Here is a 19,781-nt window from a genome sequence, read left to right as displayed (position 1 = left end):
GAGCGCAGCCACGACCCTGACCGCATGACTGACTTCGAGAACAAGACCTACCTCATCACCGGTGGCGGCAGCGGCATCGGTTTCGCCACCGCCCGCCGCCTGCTCGACGAGGGCGCGAACGTCGTGATCGTCGGCCGCAGCGCCGACCGCCTCGAGACGGCGGCCAAGGAGCTGGACGGCGGCGACCGGGTGCTGGCCGTGACCGCCGACGTGGCGCGTCCCACCGACCTCGACGAGGTCATCGAGCAGGTCCGGGTGCGCTTCGGCAGCCTGGACGGCGTCTTCGCGAACGCCGGGATCGGCCTCAACTCCCGTACGGCGGACGTCACGGAGGCCGACTTCGACCAGGTGGTCGGCACCAACTTCAAGGGTTCGTTCTTCACCGTCCAGAAGGCTCTGCCGCTGCTGGCGGAGGGCTCCTCGATCGTGCTGAACGCCTCCTGGCTCGTGCACCGCGGCATGGGCGCGGGCTCGGTCTACGCGGCGAGCAAGGCCGCCGTCCTCAACCTTCCGCGCACCCTCGCCCCGGACCTGGCCGAGCACGGCATCCGAGTCAACGCCGTCACCCCGGGCCACATCCGCACCGAGATGTTCGACGCCGTCGCCCCGGTCGAGCAGATCCGCGAGTTCTTCCGCGGCCAGGTCGCCCTCGGCAAGCTGGGCGCCCCGCAGGACATCGCCGAGGCGGTGCTGTTCCTGCTGTCGCCCCGTTCCGCGTACATCACCGGCCAGGAGTTCGTCATCGACGGCGGCCTGACCAGCTCCGTCCCCGCCTGACCGGCCATCACCACCTCCTCCGTCCCTGTCATCAAGCACCTGTTGGGAGACCTGCCATGAAGATCGGCCTGGCCGTCGCGGACTTCGCATGGGAAGGCGGAGCGCCGCGCATGGCGGAGACCCTCGCGTCGATATCCCGCTCCGCCGACGACGCGGGATTCGACGTCATCGGCGTCGCCGACCACGTGTGGCAGGGACCCCACATGGGCGGCCCCGAGCAGCCCATGCTGGAGTGCTTCACGACGCTCGCGACCATCGCGGCCCAGACCCGCTCCATCCGCGTCATGCCGCTGGTGGCCGGGGCCCACTTCCGCTCCCCCGGTCTGCTGGCCAAGTCGGTGACCACCCTCAACGTCCTCTCCGGCGGGCGTGCCGACCTCGGCATCGGCGCCGGCTGGTACGAGGACGAGGCGCGCGGCCTCGGCATCGACTTCCCGCCCCTGGCCGAGCGCTTCGAGCGGCTCGAGGAGACGGTGCGCATCTGCCTGAGCATGTGGGACGGCGAGCGCGGCGACGAGAAGCCCTTCACCGGTGAGCACTACCGCCTCGACCGGCCGCTGAACGTGCCCCAGAACCTGACCCGCCCGAAGATCATGATCGGTGGCGGCGGCGAGAAGAAGACCCTGCGCCTGGTCGCCCGCCACGCGGACGCCTGCAACCTGTACCCGGGCCCCGACCTGCCCGGGAAGCTCGACGTGCTGCGCCGGCACTGCGAGACGGAGGGCCGGGACTACGACGCCGTCGAGAAGACCTGCATCATGCCGTTCTCGGTGTCCGACGCGGCGTCGGCGGACGAGCTGGCCGGGGTCCTGCGCGGCCTCGGCGGCCTCGGTGTGCAGCGGGTGATCGGCATTCTCGAGGGCTCGGACCAGCCGCGCCAGGTCGACCTGATCGGCGAGCGGGTGCTGGCGGCGGTGTCCGACGCCTGACGGCCCGCACGCGAACGCCGGTGCCCGGCCCCCCTGATGCGGGGGCCGGGCACCGGCGTGTTCCGGAGCTCGGGTCAGGGCAGCCGGACGGACAGGGCGTGACGGAAGACGTCCCGCGGGTCGTACTGGGCCTTGACGCGCTGGAGGCGCGGGTAGTTGTCCTTGTAGTACAGCGCGTGCCAGGGCACGCCCGAGGTGTTCCACTCGGGGTCGGCCAGGTCCTTGTCCGCGTAGTTGACGTACGAGCCGTCGTTGGCCTCGTTCGGCACGGGGACCCCGCCGGTCTCGGCGTAGACGTCGCGGTACATCTCCCGCAGCAGCCTGATGTTGGTGTCGTCCGCGTCCTCGCCGGGCCACACCGACATGAACGCCGCCTTCAGCACCGAGTCGCGCTGCGCGGCGGCCGTGGCGTCGGGGGCGACGGTGTTCACGCGGCCGCCGTAGCCGATGAGGATGAGCTGGGCGGGGTTGTCCTCGGTCTTGGTCAGGTGGTGGTACAGGGCCGCCACCTGCCGGTCCGAGTAGCCCTTGCGCAGGTACGCGGCCTTGATCTTGATCCGGCGGGTGAAGGGGTCGCCGGGGTCGCCCCAGCCCGGGTACGCGGAGGCGTACAGCCAGGGCCTGAGCTGCTGGTTCCGGAACAGCGGGGCGGCGTCCACGCCGGCCGTGACCTCGTCGAAGAAGGCGTCCATCAGCTTCTCGGCGTCCGGCACCGCGTCGTCGATGTGCGCGCCGACCGTCAGACCGAAACCGGAGCGGTGCGTGCCGTGGAAGAAGCCCGCCAGGGGCGCGAACGGCGAGTCGGCGCCGCTGTTGCGCTCGAACCAGGAGCCGAAGTTGCGCTGGAGGGTGGTGAAGGCCTCCTCGGTCATCGTCTCCCAGGACCAGACGACCATGCCGCTGCGCCACTGGCCGGGGGCCTTGGGCAGCAGTTCGGCCGGGTCGTGCGAGTCCGCGCCCGGGGCCCGCATCCAGTAGCGCGTCACCACGCCGAAGGTGCCGCCGCCGCCGCCGGTGTGCGCCCACCACAGGTCGCGGTGCGGGTCGTCGGACTCGCGGGTGGCCACCACCGCGCGGGCGGTGCCGTCCTCGCCGACCACCACGACCTCCACCGCGTACAGATAGTCGACCACCGCGCCGAGGCTGCGCGAGAGCGGCCCGTAGCCGCCGCCGACGATGTGGCCGCCGACGCCGACTTCGGGGCATTCACCGGCCGGTATGGTCACGCCCCAGCCCTTGAACAGCACCCGGTAGACGTGGCCCAGGGTGGCGCCCGCCTCGATGGCGAAGGCCCGCCGGCCGGCGTCGTAGCGGACGTCCGTCATCTCGGACATGTCGAGGAGGACCTCGACGCCGGCGGCGGTGAGGTCCTCGAAGCCGTGTCCGCCGCTGCGTACGGAGATCCGCTTGCCCGCGGCCACCGCCTCGGTCACCGCGTCCACCACGTGCTCGGTCGTGGTCACCACGCGGACGTAGTCGGGCCGGCCCGGGTACCTGTGGTTGGTACCGAGGACCATGCTCGGATAGCGCGGGTCGTCGGCGGTGATGGTGGCGGGTCCCAAGCCCGCGGTGTCCGTCTCGGTCACGTCGTTCCTCCATGGAGGGGCGGACCGCCCCTCGGGGCGGCCGTGCCCTGGTCGGTGCTGAGCCGCCATCAGCCTCTACGAGCACGGGCCGGGCTGTCTTCTCCCGCCGTGCTCTTCGCTGCCGGGGGCCCCGCCGGGCGGAGCCCCCGGCAGCGTCAGATGCGGACGGTCAGGCAGTCGGGTGTCAGCGGGCCGGTGCCCTGCGCGTAGGCGTTGTAGTCGTCCAGCAGCTTCTGGGCCCGCGTCTGGGCGCGTGCGAATCGCTCGCGCGGGTCCGCTCCGTCCAGGACGTCCGCCATGGCCTCCATCATCACGATCTGGATGGCGTGGAAGCCGCCCAGGACCGCCCCGTGCGCCTCCGGCGGTCCGCTGCGCAGTTCGAGCTGCTCACCGGTCACGCGGTGGTGGGGGTGCTGGTCGAACCAGCCCTCCTCCTCCAGCAGGGCGATCACGCCGTACGTCGCCGGGGCCGAGCCGCTCGCCTTGTGCCATGCGGCCGCGGCCCGCGGGCTGTTCAGGTACTGCATGAAGGCGAGGGCGCCGTCCCGGACCGCCTCGTCGAGGCCGTCGGTGAGCCAGAGGGAGTCGCCGCCGATCCAGTTTCCCGCGCAGGGCATGTCGCCGTTGCGGGGAAGTACGCCCACCTCCAGGTCGAAGCCGGCCTCCGCGGCGGCCCGCACCATGTAGTTGGCGTCGAAGGAGGAGCTGAAGCGCAGCGCCACCTCCTGGTTCACCAGGGCCTTGAAGGTGCCCGCCCAGTCCTCCGGTACGCCGGTGTGCAGGTAGTGGCCGCTCTGGTGCAGGCTGCGCCACCAGTCCACGTAGGCCGCGAGGGCCGCGGAGTCCAGGTCGATCTCCGTGGCCCGGCCGTAGCGTCCGTTGCCCGCGTCGGCGAGGAGGGCGCCCTGCTGGGCGAGGGCGTGCTGCATGAACTTGCCGTCGACCGGCCAGGCGATGCCGTGGCCGGGTCCGTCCTCCAGCCGGGCCACGGCCTCGCACGCGGCCGTGGTCTCCTGCCAGGTGCGGGGCAGGGAGTCGATGCCGGCCTGCCGCAGGACGGTGGTGTTGGCGTACAGCAGCATCGTCGAGAGGGTCAGCGGCACGGTCGCGAAGTCGCCGTCGACGTTGTAGTACTCGCGCACGCCCGGCAGGAAGTCGTCGAGGACCACCTGCTCGCCCAGGATCTCGGTGCGGCCGGCGACCGCCTTCTCCACGGAGACGAACAGCGGCGACCCGTCCTGGGCGCGGGCGTCCCGGGCCAGCTGCGAGGCGCCGGCGTAGTAGGTGGCGATGGCCGGGGCGGCGCCCCTGGCCGCCGCCTCGGCGACGGCCTCGGGGAGCTTCTCGTAGGAATATCCGCGAATGTCGATCCGGTACCCGGGGTGGGCCTTCTCGAACTCCCGGGCGCGTTCCCGGATCGGCTCCAGGAAGTCGGGGAACGGGAACTCGGAGAGCCAGGCCTCGATGACGACGACTTCGTCCGGGGCGCCGGGGTTCATGGGTCCTCCAGTAGGGGGGCGGGCTGTGGTGCGGGCGGCGCTGCTTCTCGCAGGGCCGGGACGGCTCAGGCCGCGAAGACCGGCAGCAGGACGGGCTCGTGGACGGGGGGCTCCCCGCCTTCGGGGGCGGGCGCCGGGACGACGACGACCGGGGCGCCGTTGAAGACGGCGTTGCCGGACAGGGCGTCGATCGTCGAGTCGTCGGTCAGGGCGTTGGCGTTGAAGCCCGGGTGGGCGGCGGCGGTGCGCTGTGCGGAGCCGGCGTGTCCCCAGCCGTGGGGAAGGCTGACGACGCCCGGCATGATCGCCTCGTTGGGCTCGATCGGGACCACGAGCTCGCCGGTCGCCGAGGTGACGCGGGCGTGTGTGTCGAGGCCGAGCCGGGCCACGTCGTCGGGGTGGACGTGGAGGGTGCAGCGGTTGCTGCCGCCCACCAGCGACGGGACGTTGTGCAGCCAGCTGTTGTTGGAGCGCAGCTGGCGGCGCCCGATGAGCAGCATCGGCGCGGTGGGTGCGGCCAGCCGGACGCCGAGGCGTTCGATCTCGGGGCGGAGCTCGACGGGGGCGAGGCGTACCGCGCCGGATTCGGTGTCGATGACCTCGGACAGGCGGGGCTCCAGCGGGCCGAGGTCGATGCCGTTGGGGTTGCGGCGCAGCTCCGGCAGGGAGAGCCCGTAGGGGCCGAGCCGCAGCATCGCGTCGAGCATCAGCTCGGGGCCGCTGTCGCCGTCGAGGAGCGCGCGGGCCTCGGCCGGCTCCATGCCGTGGAAGGGCGAGCCGGGGATCTGCGCGCCGATGCCGAGCAGCTGGCCGATGACCGCCTCGTCGAGCTGGGCGGGGTCCGCCTGTGCGCCGGCGCCGGCGGCGATGAGGCTGAGGCGGGCCATGATCTCGGCCTCGGAGAGCTGTCCGGGTTCCAGGGGCAGCACGGGCGGCGAGAAGCGGGTGTAGTTGCGGACCGTGACCGTCAGGAGCAGCAGGTCGTAGTGGGGCATCTGCATCATGCGCGGGGGCGGCAGGATGACGTCGGCGTACTTGGTGGTCTCGTTCAGGTAGGGGTCGACGCAGACCATGAACTCCAGGTCGCCGAGGGCGTTCGCGAGCCTGGGGCCGTTCGGCGCGGACAGGGCGAGGTTCCCCGCGATGGAGATCAGGGCGCGCACCTGGCCCTCCCCCGGGGTCTCGATCTCGTCGGCGAGCGTGGCGACGGGCAGCTCGCCCATGGCCTCGGGGTAGTTCTTCACGCGGCTGTGCCAGCGGCCGGAGGTGAAGGGACGGGGGCCCCAGGGCATTTCGAGGGTGGCGGGCTTGGGGAACATGACGCCGCCGGGCCGGTCGAGGTTGCCGGTGAGGGTGTTGACGACGTCGACGAGCCACTGGGTCAGGGTGCCGAAGTCCGCGGTGCTGGTGCCCATGCGGGTGTAGACGGCGGCGGCGGGCGCGGCGGCCAGTTCGCGGGCGAGGCGGACGATGTCCCCGGCGGGCACGCCGCACACGGGGGCGACGGCCTGGGGGGTGAAGGGCCGTGCGTGTTCCCGCAGTTCCTCCAGGCCCTCGGTCTCGACGCGCAGGGTGACGAGGTCCTCGGCGAGCAGGGTGTGCACGATCGCGAAGAGCAGGAGGGAGTCGGTGCCGGGGCGCACGAACAGGTGCTCGTCGGCGAGGTCCGCGGTACGGGTGCGGCGCGGGTCGACCACGACGATCTTCCCGCCGCGGGCGCGCAGGGCCTTGAGGCGGCCGGGGAAGTCGGGGGCGGCGCAGAGCGAGCCGTGGGACTCGGCCGGGTTGGCGCCGAGGATGAGCAGGTATTCGGTGCGGTCCAGGTCCGGCACCGAGATGGCCGTGCCGCTGCCGAACATGAGGCCGACGGCCACGTGCTTGGGCAGCTGGTCGATGGTGCCGGCGCTGTAGAGGTTGGTGGTGCCCAGCGACTGCGAGAGGGGCCCGCGGTAGAAGATCCCGCCCATGGTGTGGAAGGTCGGGTTGCCGAAGTAGGCGGCGACGGACTGGCGGCCGTGCCGGTCGATGACGCCCATGAGGCCCTGCTCGACGGCTTCGAAGGCCTCGTCCCAGCTCGCCTCGCGCCACTGGTCGCCGGTGCGGATCATCGGTACGCGCAGCCGGTCGGGGTCCTCGTCGATGCGGCCCAGGCTCGCGCCCTTGGGGCAGATGTAGCCCTTGGACAGCGGGTCGTCCGCGTCGCCGCGGACGCCGAGCACCTTCCCGTCGTCGTCGAGTTCGATCTTGAGGCCGCAGACGGCGTCACAGATGGGGCAAGTGCGGTGCGCGGTTCTCAACGAAACTCCAGGAGCGTCGGTTGGCAGGATCCGTACGGCCGGCGGACCGGACCAGGCGGTCCGACGATCGCATCCCCCGCCGCGGGCCGGCATCTTCCCGTGTGCTGTTCGCCGAACCCCGTCGCCGCGGGCCTGCGGGACGGGCCGGCGGCACGGGCCCGGTGCCGCAAACCAGGAGATGCGCCGGCCCCGGGGCGGTGCGACTCTGCCACCGTCGGCCGTTGGGCCGCGGCCGCAGCGCGCCGGCGGCGCGGGTGGTGTGGCCCCGCGCAGCGGCATCATCCGAAGCAAAGGAATCCGCGCAGCAATGACAGTCACCGCGAGTGCTCCCGAACGGACCATCGTCCTGCCTCCCGAGCCCGGACTGACCGCGGACGAGGTCGTGGCCAGGGCCGAGGCGCTGGCCCGGGACCTGATCGGCCGCCAGGCCGAGACGGAGCAGCGCGGCTTCTACGCCGAGGACACCCACGAGGCGTTCCGGCGGGCCGGCTTCTACCGGATCCTGGTGCCGCGGCGTTACGGCGGCTACGAGTTCGGCGTCGACACGTTCATGCGCGTGGTGGTCGCCCTGACCCGCGGGTGTCCGTCCACGGGGTGGATGTTCTGCCTGGGCGCGGCGCACTCCCACGCGGTGGCGACGCTGTTCGACGAGCGGGCCCAGGCGGAGGTCTTCGCCGGCGGCGACTTCATCGCCCCCGCGACGGTCGCGCCGAGCGGCACCGCCGAGCTCGGGGCGGACGGGCAGTGGGTGCTGAACGGCACCTGGAAGTACTGCTCGGGTTCGCCCTACGCCACGCACTTCATCGGCCACACCCTGGTGGACGACGGTGCCGGGGAGCCGCGCCCGATGCTGTTCGTGGCCCCTCGCAGCGAGTTCACCCGGCTCGACGACTGGAGCGGGACGCTCGGCCTGCGCGGCAGCGGTTCGCACAGCATCCGGATCGAGAACGGCCGCGTCCCGGCCCACCTGACGCTGGACACCCACATGAGCCAGGTGGACGTCAGCGGCGGCACTCCGGGCCGGGTCCTGCACGGCAACCCGACGTACGGCGGCGGACCGCTGAGCTTCATGATCCTCGAGGACGCGGCGCTCGCCGTGGGCATGGCCAAGAACGCCCTCGACGCGTACGAGGAGCTGATGCTCGAACGCCACACCATGTTCCCGCCCATCGTGCCGCGCACCGAGGACCCGGACTTCCAGTACTGGTACGGCCAGGCCGCGGGGCTCGTCCACTCCGCCGAGGCGGGTCTGCTCGGCGCGGTCCGGCAGTGGGACGAGGCCGCCGCCCGGGGGGCCGAACACGTCACCCCGGAGCTCGAACTCCGCATCGCGACCATCTGCCGGGAGGCGGTGCGGATGAGCTGGCGCGCCGTCGAGGGGTACCTGTTCCCCACCGCCGGCTCCAGTGCGGTGCGCCAGGGCCAGCGCATGGAGCGCGTCTGGCGCGACATGTCCATGCAGCAGAGCCACGCGGGCATCGCCCTGTTCCTCTTCACCGCGGCCGCGCGCGAGCTCTCGCGCACGCACTTCGGCGTCGGCCCCGGTGCGCACTGACCCCGTCTTCAGGGATGCCGCACGACCGGCCCGTGGGGGCAGCACACCAGGAGATGCGCATCGGCTCGGCCGGGCGCGACGATCGGCAACACCGAATCCGTTTCATCTGATTCCCATCCCAACCCCTGATTCCCATCCCATAACGGGAAATTCGAGGAGGTCCCCGTGTCGGGTGACAAGACCGGTACTCGCGCGGTGGTACTCGGCGGAAGCATCGCCGGCCTGTTCGCGGCCAGAGTGCTCGCAGATGCCTACGACGAAGTACTCATCGTTGACCGCGACGTGCTGGTCGGGGTGGAGGGCCCGCGCAAGAACTGCCCCCAGAGCCGGCACATCAACGGACTCCTGGCCCGCGGCCAGCTGGTGATGGAGGAGCTGTACCCGGGCATCACCGAGGAGCTCTTCGCCGACGGCGTGCCGACCGGCGACCTCGCCGGCCACGTGCGCTGGTACTTCAACGGCAAGCCGCTCAAGCAGCAGGTGGCCGGACTGACCTGCGTCGCCGCGAGCCGCCCCATGCTGGAGAAGCACATCCGCGAGCGCACCGCCGCACTGTCGAACGTGGCCTTCTTCGAGGAGCACGACATCCTCGGCCTGGTCACCACCGCGGACCACAGCAAGGTCACCGGCGTCCGCGTCCAGAGCCTGGCGGCCGGCGGCACGGAGGAGACCGTCGACGCCGACCTCGTCGTCGACGCGACGGGCCGCGGCTCGCGCACCCCCGTGTGGCTGGAGGAGCTCGGCTACCCGCGCGTCGTCGAGGAGCGCAAGAAGATCGGCCTGGGTTACGTCACCCAGCACTACAAGCTGCTCGAAGACCCGTACCACGGCGACCTGTCCATCAACCCGGTGGCCTCCCCCGAGCTGCCCCGCGGTGCCATCTTCACCAAGACCGACGGCGGCCGCGTGGAACTCACCACGTACGGTCTGCTCGGCGACCACCCGCCCACCGACCAGGACGGCCTGTACGCCTGGGTGAAGTCCCTCGCCGTGCCGGACATCTACGACGCCCTGCAGCACGCCGAACCGCTCGACGAGCCGATCGCGTTCCGCTTCCCGACCACCCTGCGCCGCCGCTACGAGGACATGCCCCGCTTCCCGCAGGGCCTGCTGGTCACCGGTGACGCGGTCACGACCTTCAACCCGGTCTACGCCCAGGGCATGACGGCCGCCGCGCTCGGCGCCCTGACCATCCGCGACCACCTGCACAGCGGCGCGGCCCCGATCCCGGCCGACTACTTCCGCGATCTGGCCCGCGACGTCATCGACCCGCCGTGGGAGATGACCAACACCGTCGACCTCACGTTCCCCGGGGTCAAGGGCGAGCGCACCCCGCAGGTCAAGGCCGCGCAGACCTTCCTCAAGCTGGTCCAGACGGCCGCGACCCGCGACGGCAAGGTCACCGCCGCCTACATGCGCGGCGCGGGCCTCGTCGACAAGCCCGACGCGATGATGCGCCCCGCGTTCATCGCCCGGGTGCTGTGGAACGTCGCGCGCTCGGCGGTCGAAAATCTCACGGGCTCGTCCTCCGGCGCCGCCCGCACCTCTCAGGCGGCTCCCGCCGCCGAGCCCGCGGCCCCCTCCCGGTCGGCCGACGAGCTCGTCAGCCACTGACCCGAGCGGTCACATCAGAACGAAGGGAGTGGGCATGACCGAGACGGCTCATGTCGTCAGGGCGTACGCCGTCACCGGCGGCCTCGACACACAGGCGCTGCGCAATGCCTGGCGGGACGCCACCGCCGGCCAGGACATCCCGGGCGGCGCCGCGCGGCCGGGCGGTGACGCCCACTGGTTCACCGACCTGGGCACCGTGGCGGACGACGGTCCGTGGGAGGCGGCGGAGCGCCTGTGGGGCGACCCGCTGGCGCTCTCCTTCCCCGCGAGCCGCGGCCCCGCCGCCAGGCTGACCGTGGGCCGGTTCGCCGACGGTGCCCACCTGATCCTGATCGCGGTCAACCGGGCGTTCGCGGCGGGCCGTTCACTGGCCGGTCTGGTGGACGGCCTCTCGGCCGCCTACGCGTCCGAGACCGCCGGACGGACCGGGGACTTCGGCAGCGCCGAGTTCGACTGGGGAACCGAGTTCTCCGCGTCGCTCGGCGAGGTGAGCGCCAAGGAGGGGGTCACTCCCTACGACGTCCTCCTGACCGCCTACCACTGGCTGCTCGGCCGGCACGGCGGCGAGGACCTGACGGTCGCCGTCACCGGCGGCGGGCGGATCCGCGCCGACTTCTCGGGACAGCCCACCTTCCGCGAACTCCTGCTGCGCACGGCCGCGCTGCGCCGCTCGGCCGCCGCCGACCAGCGCCTCCCGCTGGAGCGGACCGCGGGTTCCGCCGCGGCCGCCGCCGAGGAGGTTCCGTACGACGCGGTGTTCGCGTCGGCCGACCCGTTCGGTCCGGTGCTCCGGCTCGCCGGAGCCCGCGTGCGCAGGCTCCGCTCGGACGAGGGCTGGTTCCGCGGCGACTCGCCCGAAGCCGACGTCACCCTGACGGTGCACCAGACCACTCCCTCCGTCACGGGACACCTCAACCACCTCACCACTCCGTACGACCCGGACGCCGCCGCCGGCTTCCTCGGCCAGCTGCGCACCCTCCTGGAGGCGGCCCTGGCCGATCCCGGGACTCCGGCGCGCGAACTGCCCCTGGAGACGCCCGGGGAGATCCTCCGCGCGGTCACCGACGCCGACGCGGTGGCGGCCGGAGTGTGGAGCGGGCCTTCGGTCCACGAGCGCTTCCGCGCGGTGGCGCAGAGCGCGCCGGACGCGATCGCGCTGTCCGAGGCCACCGGCGACGTCACCTACGGCGAACTGCTCGCCGAGGCCTCGCGCATCACGGACACCCTGCGCGGCATCGGCGTCGACGAGGGCTCGGCGGTGGCGCTGATGCTCCCCGCCGGATCCCGTCAGGCCGCCGGCCTGCTCGGCGCGTTCGGCGCGGGCGCCCACGCCGTGGTCCTGGGCACCGGCGACTCCGGGGACCGCGGCAAGGACGTCCTGGACGCCCTGCGCCCGCACTGTCTGATCCTGGCCGGCGATCCCGGCGACCGCGGCCTCGTCGACTGGTACCTCGGCGTTCTCGACGGTCACGTCCTGAACCTGGACGTCCCGAGTGACGTCCCCACCTACCCGGCATCCCCCGACCGGGCGGTCCCCGGTGCGGGCGGCAGCACGCTGCCGTCGGCGCCGGGGAGACCGGACGGAGAGGGCTCGGCCCACCGGTGGGCCTACGTGGCCTACACGTCCGGTACCACCGGAAGCCCCAAGGGCATTCCGCAGACCCACCGCACCTTCGCCCAGTTCATCGACTGGTTCACCGGCGAGTTCGGCATCGGGCCGGGCTCGCGCGTGGCCCAGTGGTCCGCACCCGGGTACGACGCCGGCCTCGTGGAGGTCTTCGCCGCCCTGGCCGTGGGGGCCACCCTGTACCCCGTGCCCGAGCGGATCCGCGCGCACCCCGACAAGCTCGCGGGCTGGCTCGACGCGCAGCACATCACGCACTTCCAGACGGTCCCCAGCTTCGCCCGGGAACTGCTCGCCGCCATCGGATCGGCCCCTGGGCGCCTCGGCTCCCTCGGGCATCTGCTCCTGGCGGGCGAGGCGCTCCCCGGAGAGCTGGCGGGCGCCCTGCGGGCCGCGCTGCCCGCCACCCGGCTGGTCAATCTCTACGGCTCCACCGAAACGATCCTGGCCACCTGGACCGAGGTCTCCGCGCCGGTGCGCGGCACCGTGCAGATCGGCCGGTCCATCCCCGGCCGCCAGGTGCTGGTCCTGGACTCCGCCGACCGCCCCTGCCCCGCCGGTGTCACGGGCGACATCGTCGTGCTGGGCCCCCAGGTGACGCCCGGGTACATCGGCGAGCGCCCCGGCTGCGAGGCGTTCCGCCCCCTGGCCGACGGCACCATCGCCGCGATCGCCACCAGTGGCATCCACCGGACCGGGGACCGGGGACGCCGGCGCTGGGACGGCTCGCTGGAGTTCTCCGGCCGGGGCGACTCGCGCGTCAAGATCTCCGGCACCCGGCTGGAGCTCATCGGCATCGAGGCGGCACTGTCCGCCCACGAATCGGTGTCCTCCTGCGCCGTGATCGCGTGCACCGGACCCGACGGCCTCGTGACGCGGCTCGAGGCGTACGTGGTGCCCCACCGCACCCCCGACGGCGAGCCGGTGGGCACCTCCGCGGAATGGCGGGCCGCCCTGGTGCGGTGGTTCGGCAAGACGCTGCCCGCGCTGTCGTTCGTGACGCTGGACAGCCTGCCCCGCAACAACGGCGGCAAGGTCGACCGGCGGGCCCTGGCCGGGAGCGCCGCGGCCGCGCGCTGAGCACGGGTGCCGGCCCCCGTACCGGCACCGGGCACGGCCATCAGGCCTCCTTCCACTCAACTTGCGTATTTTCATATCACTTGGGGTGAATGTCGTGACATTGCTTGAGACGGACTTCTCGGTCGAATCCGACGCATCAGGCATCAGCTTCGACGGCGAGACGCTGGACATCGCCGCGGTCCGCCGGGTGGCGGAAGACCTGGCGCCGGTCACCGTGCGACCAGAAACCCTGGCCAAGGCCGCCAAGAGCCGCGTCCAGTTCGAGAAGATCGTCGAGGAGGGTGCCCCGATCTACGGCGTCACCACCGGCTACGGCGAGATGATCTACATGCAGGTCGACAAGTCGAAGGAGGTCGAGCTCCAGACCAACCTGGTCCGCAGCCACAGCTCCGGCGTCGGCCCGCTCTTCGCCGAGGACGAGGCCCGCGCGATCATGGCGGCCCGCCTGAACGCCCTCTCCAAGGGCTACTCGGCCGTGCGTCCCGAGCTGCTGGAGCGCCTGGCCCTCTACCTCAACGAGAACATCACCCCGGCCATCCCGGAGATCGGCTCCCTCGGCGCCAGCGGTGACCTCGCCCCGCTCTCGCACATCGCGGGCACCCTCATCGGCGAGGGCTACGTCCTCCAGGACGGCAAGCGCCGGCCGACCGCCGAGGTCCTGGCCGAGAAGGGCATCGAGCCGCTCCAGCTCCGCTTCAAGGAGGGCCTCGCGCTGATCAACGGCACCTCCGCCATGACGGGTCTGGGATCCCTCGTCGTGTCCCGCGCCCTGGACCAGGTGCGTCAGGCCGAGATCGGCACCGCTCTGGTCCTGGAGGCGCTGCAGGGCTCCACCAGCCCGTTCCAGGCCGAGGGCCACGACATCGCCCGCCCGCACCAGGGCCAGATCGACACCGCCGCCAACATGCGCGCCCTCCTCGCCGGCAGCGGCCTGATGGTCGAGCACGCGGAGCTGCGCCGCCAGGCGCAGGAGCAGCGTTCGGGCGACGGCGTCTCGCGCACCGAGGTCTACCTCCAGAAGGCGTACACGCTGCGGGCCATCCCGCAGGTCGTCGGCGCCGTCCGCGACACCCTGTACCACGCGGTGAGCACGCTCACGACCGAGCTGAACTCCTCCAACGACAACCCGCTCTTCTTCGACGGCAAGGAGGTCTTCCACGGCGCGAACTTCCACGGCCAGCCGATCGCCTTCGCCATGGACTTCGTCATGCTGGCCCTCACCCAGCTGGGCGTGTTCTCGGAGCGCCGCACCAACCGCCTGCTCAACCGCCACCTCAGCGACGGTCTGCCGGAGTTCCTCGTCGCCAACGACCCGGGCCTCAACAGCGGCTTCGCCGGCGCCCAGTACCCCGCCACCGCCCTGGTCGCGGAGAACCGGACCATCGGCCCCGCGAGCACCCAGAGCGTCCCGTCCAACGGTGACAACCAGGACGTCGTCAGCATGGGCCTGATCGCCACCCGCAACGCCCGCCGGGTCCTGTCGAACAACACCCGCATCCTGGCGGTCGAGTTCCTCGCCGCCGCCCAGGCCGTCGACCTGTCCGGCCGCTACGCGAAGCTCAGCCCCACCGGCAAGGCCACGTACGACCAGATCCGCTCGCTGGTCCCCACCCTGACCGAGGACCGCTACATGTCCGACGACATCGAGCTGGTCGCCGCCGCCCTCTCGCGCGGCGAGTTCCTGGCGGCCGCGGAATCCACCGGGACCGAACTGCGCTGAGCCCGGCGCCGCATCGATCGCGCCCCGCTCCGATCACGCCTCCGCCCCGGCGGGCCGTCCTCACGACGGCCCGCCGGGGCCCGCCGCATACCCGCCGCACACCTCCACAAGACTTGGGACGACCCGATGAGCATTCCCCTCTCCTTCAACCAAGAGTTCCTGTGCATGTTCGACCAGGGCGACGAGAGCGGCCCCTTCGGCCCGCTCTACAACATCGTCGGCGGCTGGCGGCTGGCCGGGAAGATCGATCCCGATGCCCTGCAGGGCGCTCTCGACGACGTCGTGGAGCGCCACGAGGCGCTGCGGACGACGATCGTGCGCACCCCCGGCGGCCAGCGCCAGGAGATCGTCCCGGCCTCGCCCGTCTCCCTCACCGTGCGCGAGATCCCCGAGGAGGACGTGGCGGCCCGCGACCGCCGCGCCGAGGAGCTGCTCATCGAGCTGGAGGGCGGCCACTACGGCGTCGGAGAGCTGCCGCTGCTGCGCGCGGTCCTGGGCCGGTTCGACGAGGAGGACGCGGTCCTCGTCCTGATCGCCCACCACACGGCGGCCGACGAGGTCTCCATCCAGCTGATCATCCGGGACCTCGGCGCGTTCTACGCCGAGCGCCGCGGCTACGGCGCCGCGGCCCTCCCCGAGGCCACCCAGTTCCAGGACTTCGCCCGGTGGGAGCGCGAGCGCTTCGCTCCCGAGGCCGACGTGAAGGCGCGCGGCTACTGGCGCGAGCAGCTGGCCGGGGCGAAGATCACCGGTGTCCCGACCGACCACCTGAAGTCCGCCGGCGTGGAGAAGACCACCTCCGTCCACCGCTTCCAGGTGGACGCGGAGCTGACCTCGGCGGCGCTCGCCGTCGCCAAGGAGACCCGCAGCTCGGCCTTCATGGTCCTGCTCGCCGCCTACAAGGTCTTCCTCAACGAGCGCCTCGGCGCCACCGACGTCGTCGTCCCCACCATGGCCTCGGGCCGCGGTCCCGCCAAGTTCCAGAACACGGTCGGCGCGTTCTTCAACTTCGTCCCGCTGCGGACCGGCATCGCCGGCGCGGCCACGTTCCGCGAGGTCGTGCAGCGGACCCGGGCCACCTGCCTGAAGGCGTACGGGAACGCGCTGCCGTTCGGCCAGGTCGTCGCCGAGGCTCCGGAGCTCGCGGCCTCCTTCGGCGCGGACGACCTCGGCGTCATCGCCTTCCAGGTCTTCCAGTTCCCGGCGCTGGAGGGCGAGGAGGCCGGCGACCTGCGGATCTCGGAGATCCGGCGCCGTCTGCTGTCGCAGCCGGTGAGCACGGACATCCCGGACGGCGTGATGTTCCAGCTCGACATCGACCCGGTCTCCGGCCAGATGCTCGGCCACGTCGGCTACAACACGAACCTCTACCACGAGAGCACCATGGCGGACTTCGCGGCCGGCTTCCGCGAGGTGCTGAAGCGCACCATCGTCACCCCCGACGCCCCGCTCACCCTGTCCTGACCGGGTCCTGATCCCGTCCCGGACGCGACGGTGCCCGCGGCCCCCTTCCGGGGCCGCGGGCACCGTCGCGTCCGGGCCTCAGGCGGCGTCGTTCAGGGACTTGCGGGCCGAGGCCCGCAGGTCGTCGAAGTTGGAGAGGTCCGGCACGGTCCAGCCGTCCAGGTCGTACTCGGACAGGCAGGCCTCCGCGAAGGCCTTGTAGCCGTCGACCTGTCCCGAGGTCATCTGGGAGAACAGCAGCTCGACGCGGGTGTTCTCGTGATTGCCGGCGTAGTTGCGCTCGTAGAGCTCGTGGCGGCCGCCGAACTCGGTGCCCACCGCGTCCCACAGGAGCTTCATCACCTTGACGCGGTCGACCGCCTGCACGCCGTCCGAACCGCGCAGGTACTTGTCGAGGTACGGGCGGACGTCCGGGTTCTTGAAGTCCTCCGCACTGGAGTTGACGTAGACCAGGCCGCTCGCGACGTCCTGCTGGACGATCTCCTTGACCCGCGGGTAGCCGATCTGCATGAACCAGCGGTACGCCATGCCGTACTGCGGATTGGGCAGCAGCGCGCCGTTCTTCCACTCGACGGGGTTGCGCGCGGCGGCGTCCGAGAGCCCGAGGAAGAGGTTGCGCCAGGCGAGTACCTCGCCGATGCGGCTCTGGACCCCGCGGAAGTCCTTGGTCCCGGTGATTTCCAGCGCCTTGACGAGCAGACCGGCGATGAACTCCAGCTTCACCGCCAGGCGGGTGCACCCGTGGAAGGTGAAGCGCTCCACGAATCCCGAGCGGGCGGGGAACATCTGGACCTTGCCGAGGTGGCCGTAGACGAAGACGTTCTCCCAGGGGATGAGGACCTTGTCCAGGACCAGGATCGTGTCGTTCTCGTCCAGCCGGGAGGACAGCGGGTAGTCGAAGGGGCTGCCCATGACCGCCGCGGTGGCGGTGTAGGAGGGGCGGCAGATCAGCTTCATGCCCGGGGCGTCCATCGGGATGGTGGCGACCAGCGCGAACTCCCGCTTCTTGACCGGCAGGCCGAAGTGCGCGATGAAGTTGTAGTGCGAGAGGGCGGAGCCGGTGGCGACCACCTTGGCGCCGCTGACCACGAGACCGGCGTCGGTCTCCTTCTCGACGTGGATGAACACGTCCTCGACCTGGTCCGGCGGGAGGTTGCGGTCGACCGGCGGGTGGACGATGGCGTGGTTCCAGAAGAGGACCTTCTCCTGGGACTCCCGGTACCAGCGCCGCGCGTTGTCCGAGTACGGCTCGTAGTAGTCCGCGTTGGCCCCGAGCGTCCCGAGGAACGAGGCCTTGTAGTCGGGGCTGCGCCCCATCCACCCGTAGCTCATGCGCGCCCATTCGGCGATGGCCTTCTGGTCGGCGACCAGGTCGTCCACGCTGCGCGGAGTGGTGAAGAAGCTGTGCGTGTATCCGTCGCTGCCCGTGTCGGTCGGCCGGGTCAGGACACCTCGTTTGGCCGGATCGTGCAATGCGTCGTAGAGACGCGCCGTCATGCGGATCGGATTGCGAAATGCGGGGTGCTTGGTGACGTCCTTTACGCGGTCGCCGTAGATGTATATCTCCCGGCCGTCCCGCAGGCTTTCGATGTATTCATCACCCGTCAGCGGGCGGGTCTTTCGCCGCTCGTCGGCGGGGCCGGCAGGGACATCCTGACGCTCGGTCATCAGTGTTCTTCCCTCTTCCTCTCGCACGAGGCGCGTTCAAGACAAGGTGTGCACCTCATGGTTGCAGCCGGGCGGCGCTCGGACCTTCTCCTGGGATGCGGCGTCGGCGGCGGTGGGCTCGGGGGCGCCCGTGGCCCGGCCTCGGGGGGCTGATCCCGCACTCCTGAAGATGCGTCCGGGCTCCGCGCACTGCCAGGGTCGTCCGTAAATATCACGGACGGCCATTTCCCGGCCTCCGGGGATAGGACATCTTTTCCAGGAGGATATGGTGCTGACGACGACCGACGTTCCCACGCGGGAACAGCTTGTTCGTCGGGCGTCCGAACTGGTCCCGGTTCTGCGAAAGAACTCGGACTGGTCGGAGGATAACCGGCGTATTCACGACGATTCGATTGAGCGTCTGGCCGACGCCGGAATCTTCCGTATGCGGGCTCCGGCCCGTTTCGGCGGTTTCGAGAGTGACACCCGGACCCTGGTCGAGGTCTCGGCCGAACTGGGCCGCGCCGACGGCTCCACCGGCTGGATCGCCTCGGTGTACTCGATTCCCACCTGGATGGCCGGCCTGTTCCCGGACCACGTCCAGGACGAGGTCTTCTCCACCCCCGACGTCCGCGTCTGCGGCACGCTGAGCCCGAGCGCGATGGCCGCTCCGGTCGACGGCGGCATCGTGGTCAACGGCAAGTGGGGCTTCATCAGCGGCGCCCTGCACGCCCACTGGCAGGTCATCGTCGCCGTCCAGATCGCCCCCGACAGCGAGCCCATGCCCGTCATGGCGCTGGTCCCGCTCTCGGACCTCCAGGTCATCGACGACTGGCGCACCTCCGGCCTCAAGGGCACCGGCAGCGTGAGCACCGTCGCGGACAACCTCTTCGTGCCCGCGGACCGCGTGCTGCCGCTCGGCGTGATCGTGCAGGGCCAGGGCGGTGCCTCCCAGGCCCACGCCGACGCCCCGATGTACCGCGCCCCGCTGCTCCCGGTCGCCTCCGCCTCCTCCGTGGGCGCGGTGCTCGGCATGGCCCGCGCCGCCAAGGAGGCCTTCCTGGCCCGGCTGCCCGAGCGCAAGATCACGTACACGAACTACGGCTCCCAGGCCGAGGCCCCGCTGACGCACCTGCAGGTCGCCGAGGCCACCCTCAAGATCGACCAGGCCGAGTTCCACGCCTTCCGGCTGGCCGACCTCGTCGACGCCAAGAACGCGTCGGGCGACCAGTGGTCGCTGGAGGAGCGGGTCCGCGCCCGTGCCGACCTGGGTGCGGTCTGCTCCCTCGCCAAGGAGGCCGTGGACATCTTCGCCACGGCCAGCGGCGGTTCCTCGATCTACACCAGCGCCGCGATCCAGCGCATCTCGCGGGACGTTCAGGCGGTCAACCTGCACGCCCTGATGCACCCGAACACCAACGCCGAGCTCTACGGCCGGGTCCTGTGCGGCCTCGAGCCGAACTCCCTCTACATCTGATCCGATGGCCGCACCCGACCCGAAAGAACTGGGGACCAGCATGACCGCCTCACCCGCCTCCACGGAGTTCTCCGTCTCCGACGCCGACAAGGCCGCCGTCGCGGCGCTCCCGGGCCGCATCGTCGCGGCCTGGGCGCAGCACGACGCCAAGGCCTTCGCCCAGGTCTTCACGGCTCAGGGCACGATGATCCTGCCCGGCTCCTACCGCGACGGCCGCGAGCAGATCGAGGCCTTCATGGCCGCGGCCTTCCAGGGCCCCTTCAAGGGCACCCAGGTCACCGGCACTCCGCTGGCCCTGAAGTTCATCCGCTCCGACGTGGCCGTCGTGGTCACCCAGGGCGGCGTCCTCGCCCCGGGTGAGACCGAGGTCGCCGACGAGCGCGCCGTGCGCGCCACGTGGGTGGCCGCCAAGGAGGACGGCGAGTGGCAGCTCGCCGCCTACCAGAACAGCCCGCGCGACAGCGCCTGATCCGCCGGCGGGGCGGCGGGCGGCCACGGCCGTACGCCCCGCC

At 71.7% G+C, this 19,781-nt stretch carries 13 protein-coding genes; 9 read left to right on the top strand and 4 right to left on the bottom strand.

Going from position 1 to position 19,781, the window contains the following annotated elements:
* The first annotated feature begins 24 nt into the window (after positions 1 to 24).
* Complete coding sequence (locus AC6CKD_RS30480; RefSeq protein ID WP_498331777.1) at positions 25 to 777, top strand: SDR family NAD(P)-dependent oxidoreductase; 753 nt, start codon at positions 25 to 27, stop codon at positions 775 to 777.
* 56 nt (positions 778 to 833) lie between these two features.
* On the top strand, positions 834 to 1,706 hold the full coding sequence (locus AC6CKD_RS30475) for an LLM class F420-dependent oxidoreductase (protein WP_498331775.1): 873 nt from the start codon (positions 834 to 836) through the stop codon (positions 1,704 to 1,706).
* Between the two features lie 74 nt (positions 1,707 to 1,780).
* On the opposite strand, the gene AC6CKD_RS30470 is transcribed toward AC6CKD_RS30475, so the two are convergent.
* The 3 genes from AC6CKD_RS30470 to AC6CKD_RS30460 form a co-directional block, all read right to left on the bottom strand.
* A complete protein-coding gene (locus tag AC6CKD_RS30470) occupies positions 1,781 to 3,292 on the bottom strand; it encodes an FAD-binding oxidoreductase (protein WP_498331773.1) in 1,512 nt (503 codons plus the stop codon).
* Between the two features lie 155 nt (positions 3,293 to 3,447).
* Complete coding sequence (locus AC6CKD_RS30465; protein ID WP_498331771.1) at positions 3,448 to 4,791, bottom strand: extracellular solute-binding protein; 1,344 nt, start codon at positions 4,789 to 4,791, stop codon at positions 3,448 to 3,450.
* Positions 4,792 to 4,856: 65 nt separating this feature from the next.
* Positions 4,857 to 7,088, bottom strand: coding sequence for a molybdopterin-dependent oxidoreductase (locus AC6CKD_RS30460; protein WP_498331769.1), 2,232 nt, complete (start codon positions 7,086 to 7,088; stop codon positions 4,857 to 4,859).
* A gap of 307 nt (positions 7,089 to 7,395) precedes the next feature.
* On the opposite strand from AC6CKD_RS30460, the gene AC6CKD_RS30455 reads away from it, so the two are divergent.
* From AC6CKD_RS30455 to AC6CKD_RS30435, 5 genes are all read left to right on the top strand, one after another.
* Positions 7,396 to 8,643, top strand: a complete 1,248-nt coding sequence (locus AC6CKD_RS30455; protein WP_498331767.1) for an acyl-CoA dehydrogenase family protein — start codon at positions 7,396 to 7,398, stop codon at positions 8,641 to 8,643.
* A gap of 165 nt (positions 8,644 to 8,808) precedes the next feature.
* Positions 8,809 to 10,257: an FAD-dependent oxidoreductase gene (locus tag AC6CKD_RS30450; protein WP_498331765.1), complete on the top strand. Its 1,449-nt coding sequence runs from the start codon at positions 8,809 to 8,811 to the stop codon at positions 10,255 to 10,257.
* Positions 10,258 to 10,291: 34 nt separating this feature from the next.
* The gene (locus AC6CKD_RS30445) at positions 10,292 to 12,961 is read left to right on the top strand and encodes an AMP-binding protein (RefSeq protein ID WP_498331763.1); all 2,670 of its coding nucleotides are present in this window, start codon (positions 10,292 to 10,294) and stop codon (positions 12,959 to 12,961) included.
* Between the two features lie 100 nt (positions 12,962 to 13,061).
* Entirely contained in the window at positions 13,062 to 14,681 is a 1,620-nt protein-coding gene (gene cmdF, locus AC6CKD_RS30440; protein WP_498331852.1) for a tyrosine 2,3-aminomutase, read from the top strand.
* A 126-nt stretch (positions 14,682 to 14,807) separates the two neighbouring features.
* Complete coding sequence (locus AC6CKD_RS30435; RefSeq protein ID WP_498331761.1) at positions 14,808 to 16,145, top strand: condensation domain-containing protein; 1,338 nt, start codon at positions 14,808 to 14,810, stop codon at positions 16,143 to 16,145.
* 78 nt (positions 16,146 to 16,223) lie between these two features.
* On the opposite strand, the gene AC6CKD_RS30430 is transcribed toward AC6CKD_RS30435, so the two are convergent.
* Positions 16,224 to 17,813, bottom strand: a complete 1,590-nt coding sequence (locus tag AC6CKD_RS30430) for a 4-hydroxyphenylacetate 3-hydroxylase family protein (protein WP_498331759.1) — start codon at positions 17,811 to 17,813, stop codon at positions 16,224 to 16,226.
* Between the two features lie 271 nt (positions 17,814 to 18,084).
* Here AC6CKD_RS30430 and AC6CKD_RS30425 point away from each other — a divergent pair, with 271 nt between their 5' ends.
* Both AC6CKD_RS30425 and AC6CKD_RS30420 read left to right on the top strand, forming a co-directional pair.
* Complete coding sequence (locus tag AC6CKD_RS30425) at positions 18,085 to 19,269, top strand: acyl-CoA dehydrogenase family protein (RefSeq protein ID WP_498331850.1); 1,185 nt, start codon at positions 18,085 to 18,087, stop codon at positions 19,267 to 19,269.
* A gap of 40 nt (positions 19,270 to 19,309) precedes the next feature.
* Positions 19,310 to 19,738 carry an SgcJ/EcaC family oxidoreductase gene (locus tag AC6CKD_RS30420; RefSeq protein WP_498331757.1) on the top strand — a complete coding sequence of 143 codons (429 nt, stop codon included), beginning with the start codon at positions 19,310 to 19,312 and terminating at the stop codon, positions 19,736 to 19,738.
* The last annotated feature ends 43 nt before the right edge of the window (positions 19,739 to 19,781 follow it).

The organism is Streptomyces sp. GQ60, assembly GCF_059758875.1.
Note: the sequence above shows the minus strand (reverse complement) of the source record. Positions and strands in the feature narration are given on the sequence as shown.

Coding starts and splice junctions, on each gene's coding strand:
- AC6CKD_RS30480 (WP_498331777.1), top strand. CDS start 25: ATGACTGACTTCGAGAACAAGACCTACCTCATCACCGGTGGCGGCAGC.
- AC6CKD_RS30475 (WP_498331775.1), top strand. CDS start 834: ATGAAGATCGGCCTGGCCGTCGCGGACTTCGCATGGGAAGGCGGAGCG.
- AC6CKD_RS30465 (WP_498331771.1), bottom strand. CDS start 4,791: ATGAACCCCGGCGCCCCGGACGAAGTCGTCGTCATCGAGGCCTGGCTC.
- AC6CKD_RS30455 (WP_498331767.1), top strand. CDS start 7,396: ATGACAGTCACCGCGAGTGCTCCCGAACGGACCATCGTCCTGCCTCCC.
- AC6CKD_RS30445 (WP_498331763.1), top strand. CDS start 10,292: ATGACCGAGACGGCTCATGTCGTCAGGGCGTACGCCGTCACCGGCGGC.
- AC6CKD_RS30435 (WP_498331761.1), top strand. CDS start 14,808: ATGAGCATTCCCCTCTCCTTCAACCAAGAGTTCCTGTGCATGTTCGAC.
- AC6CKD_RS30430 (WP_498331759.1), bottom strand. CDS start 17,813: ATGACCGAGCGTCAGGATGTCCCTGCCGGCCCCGCCGACGAGCGGCGA.
- AC6CKD_RS30420 (WP_498331757.1), top strand. CDS start 19,310: ATGACCGCCTCACCCGCCTCCACGGAGTTCTCCGTCTCCGACGCCGAC.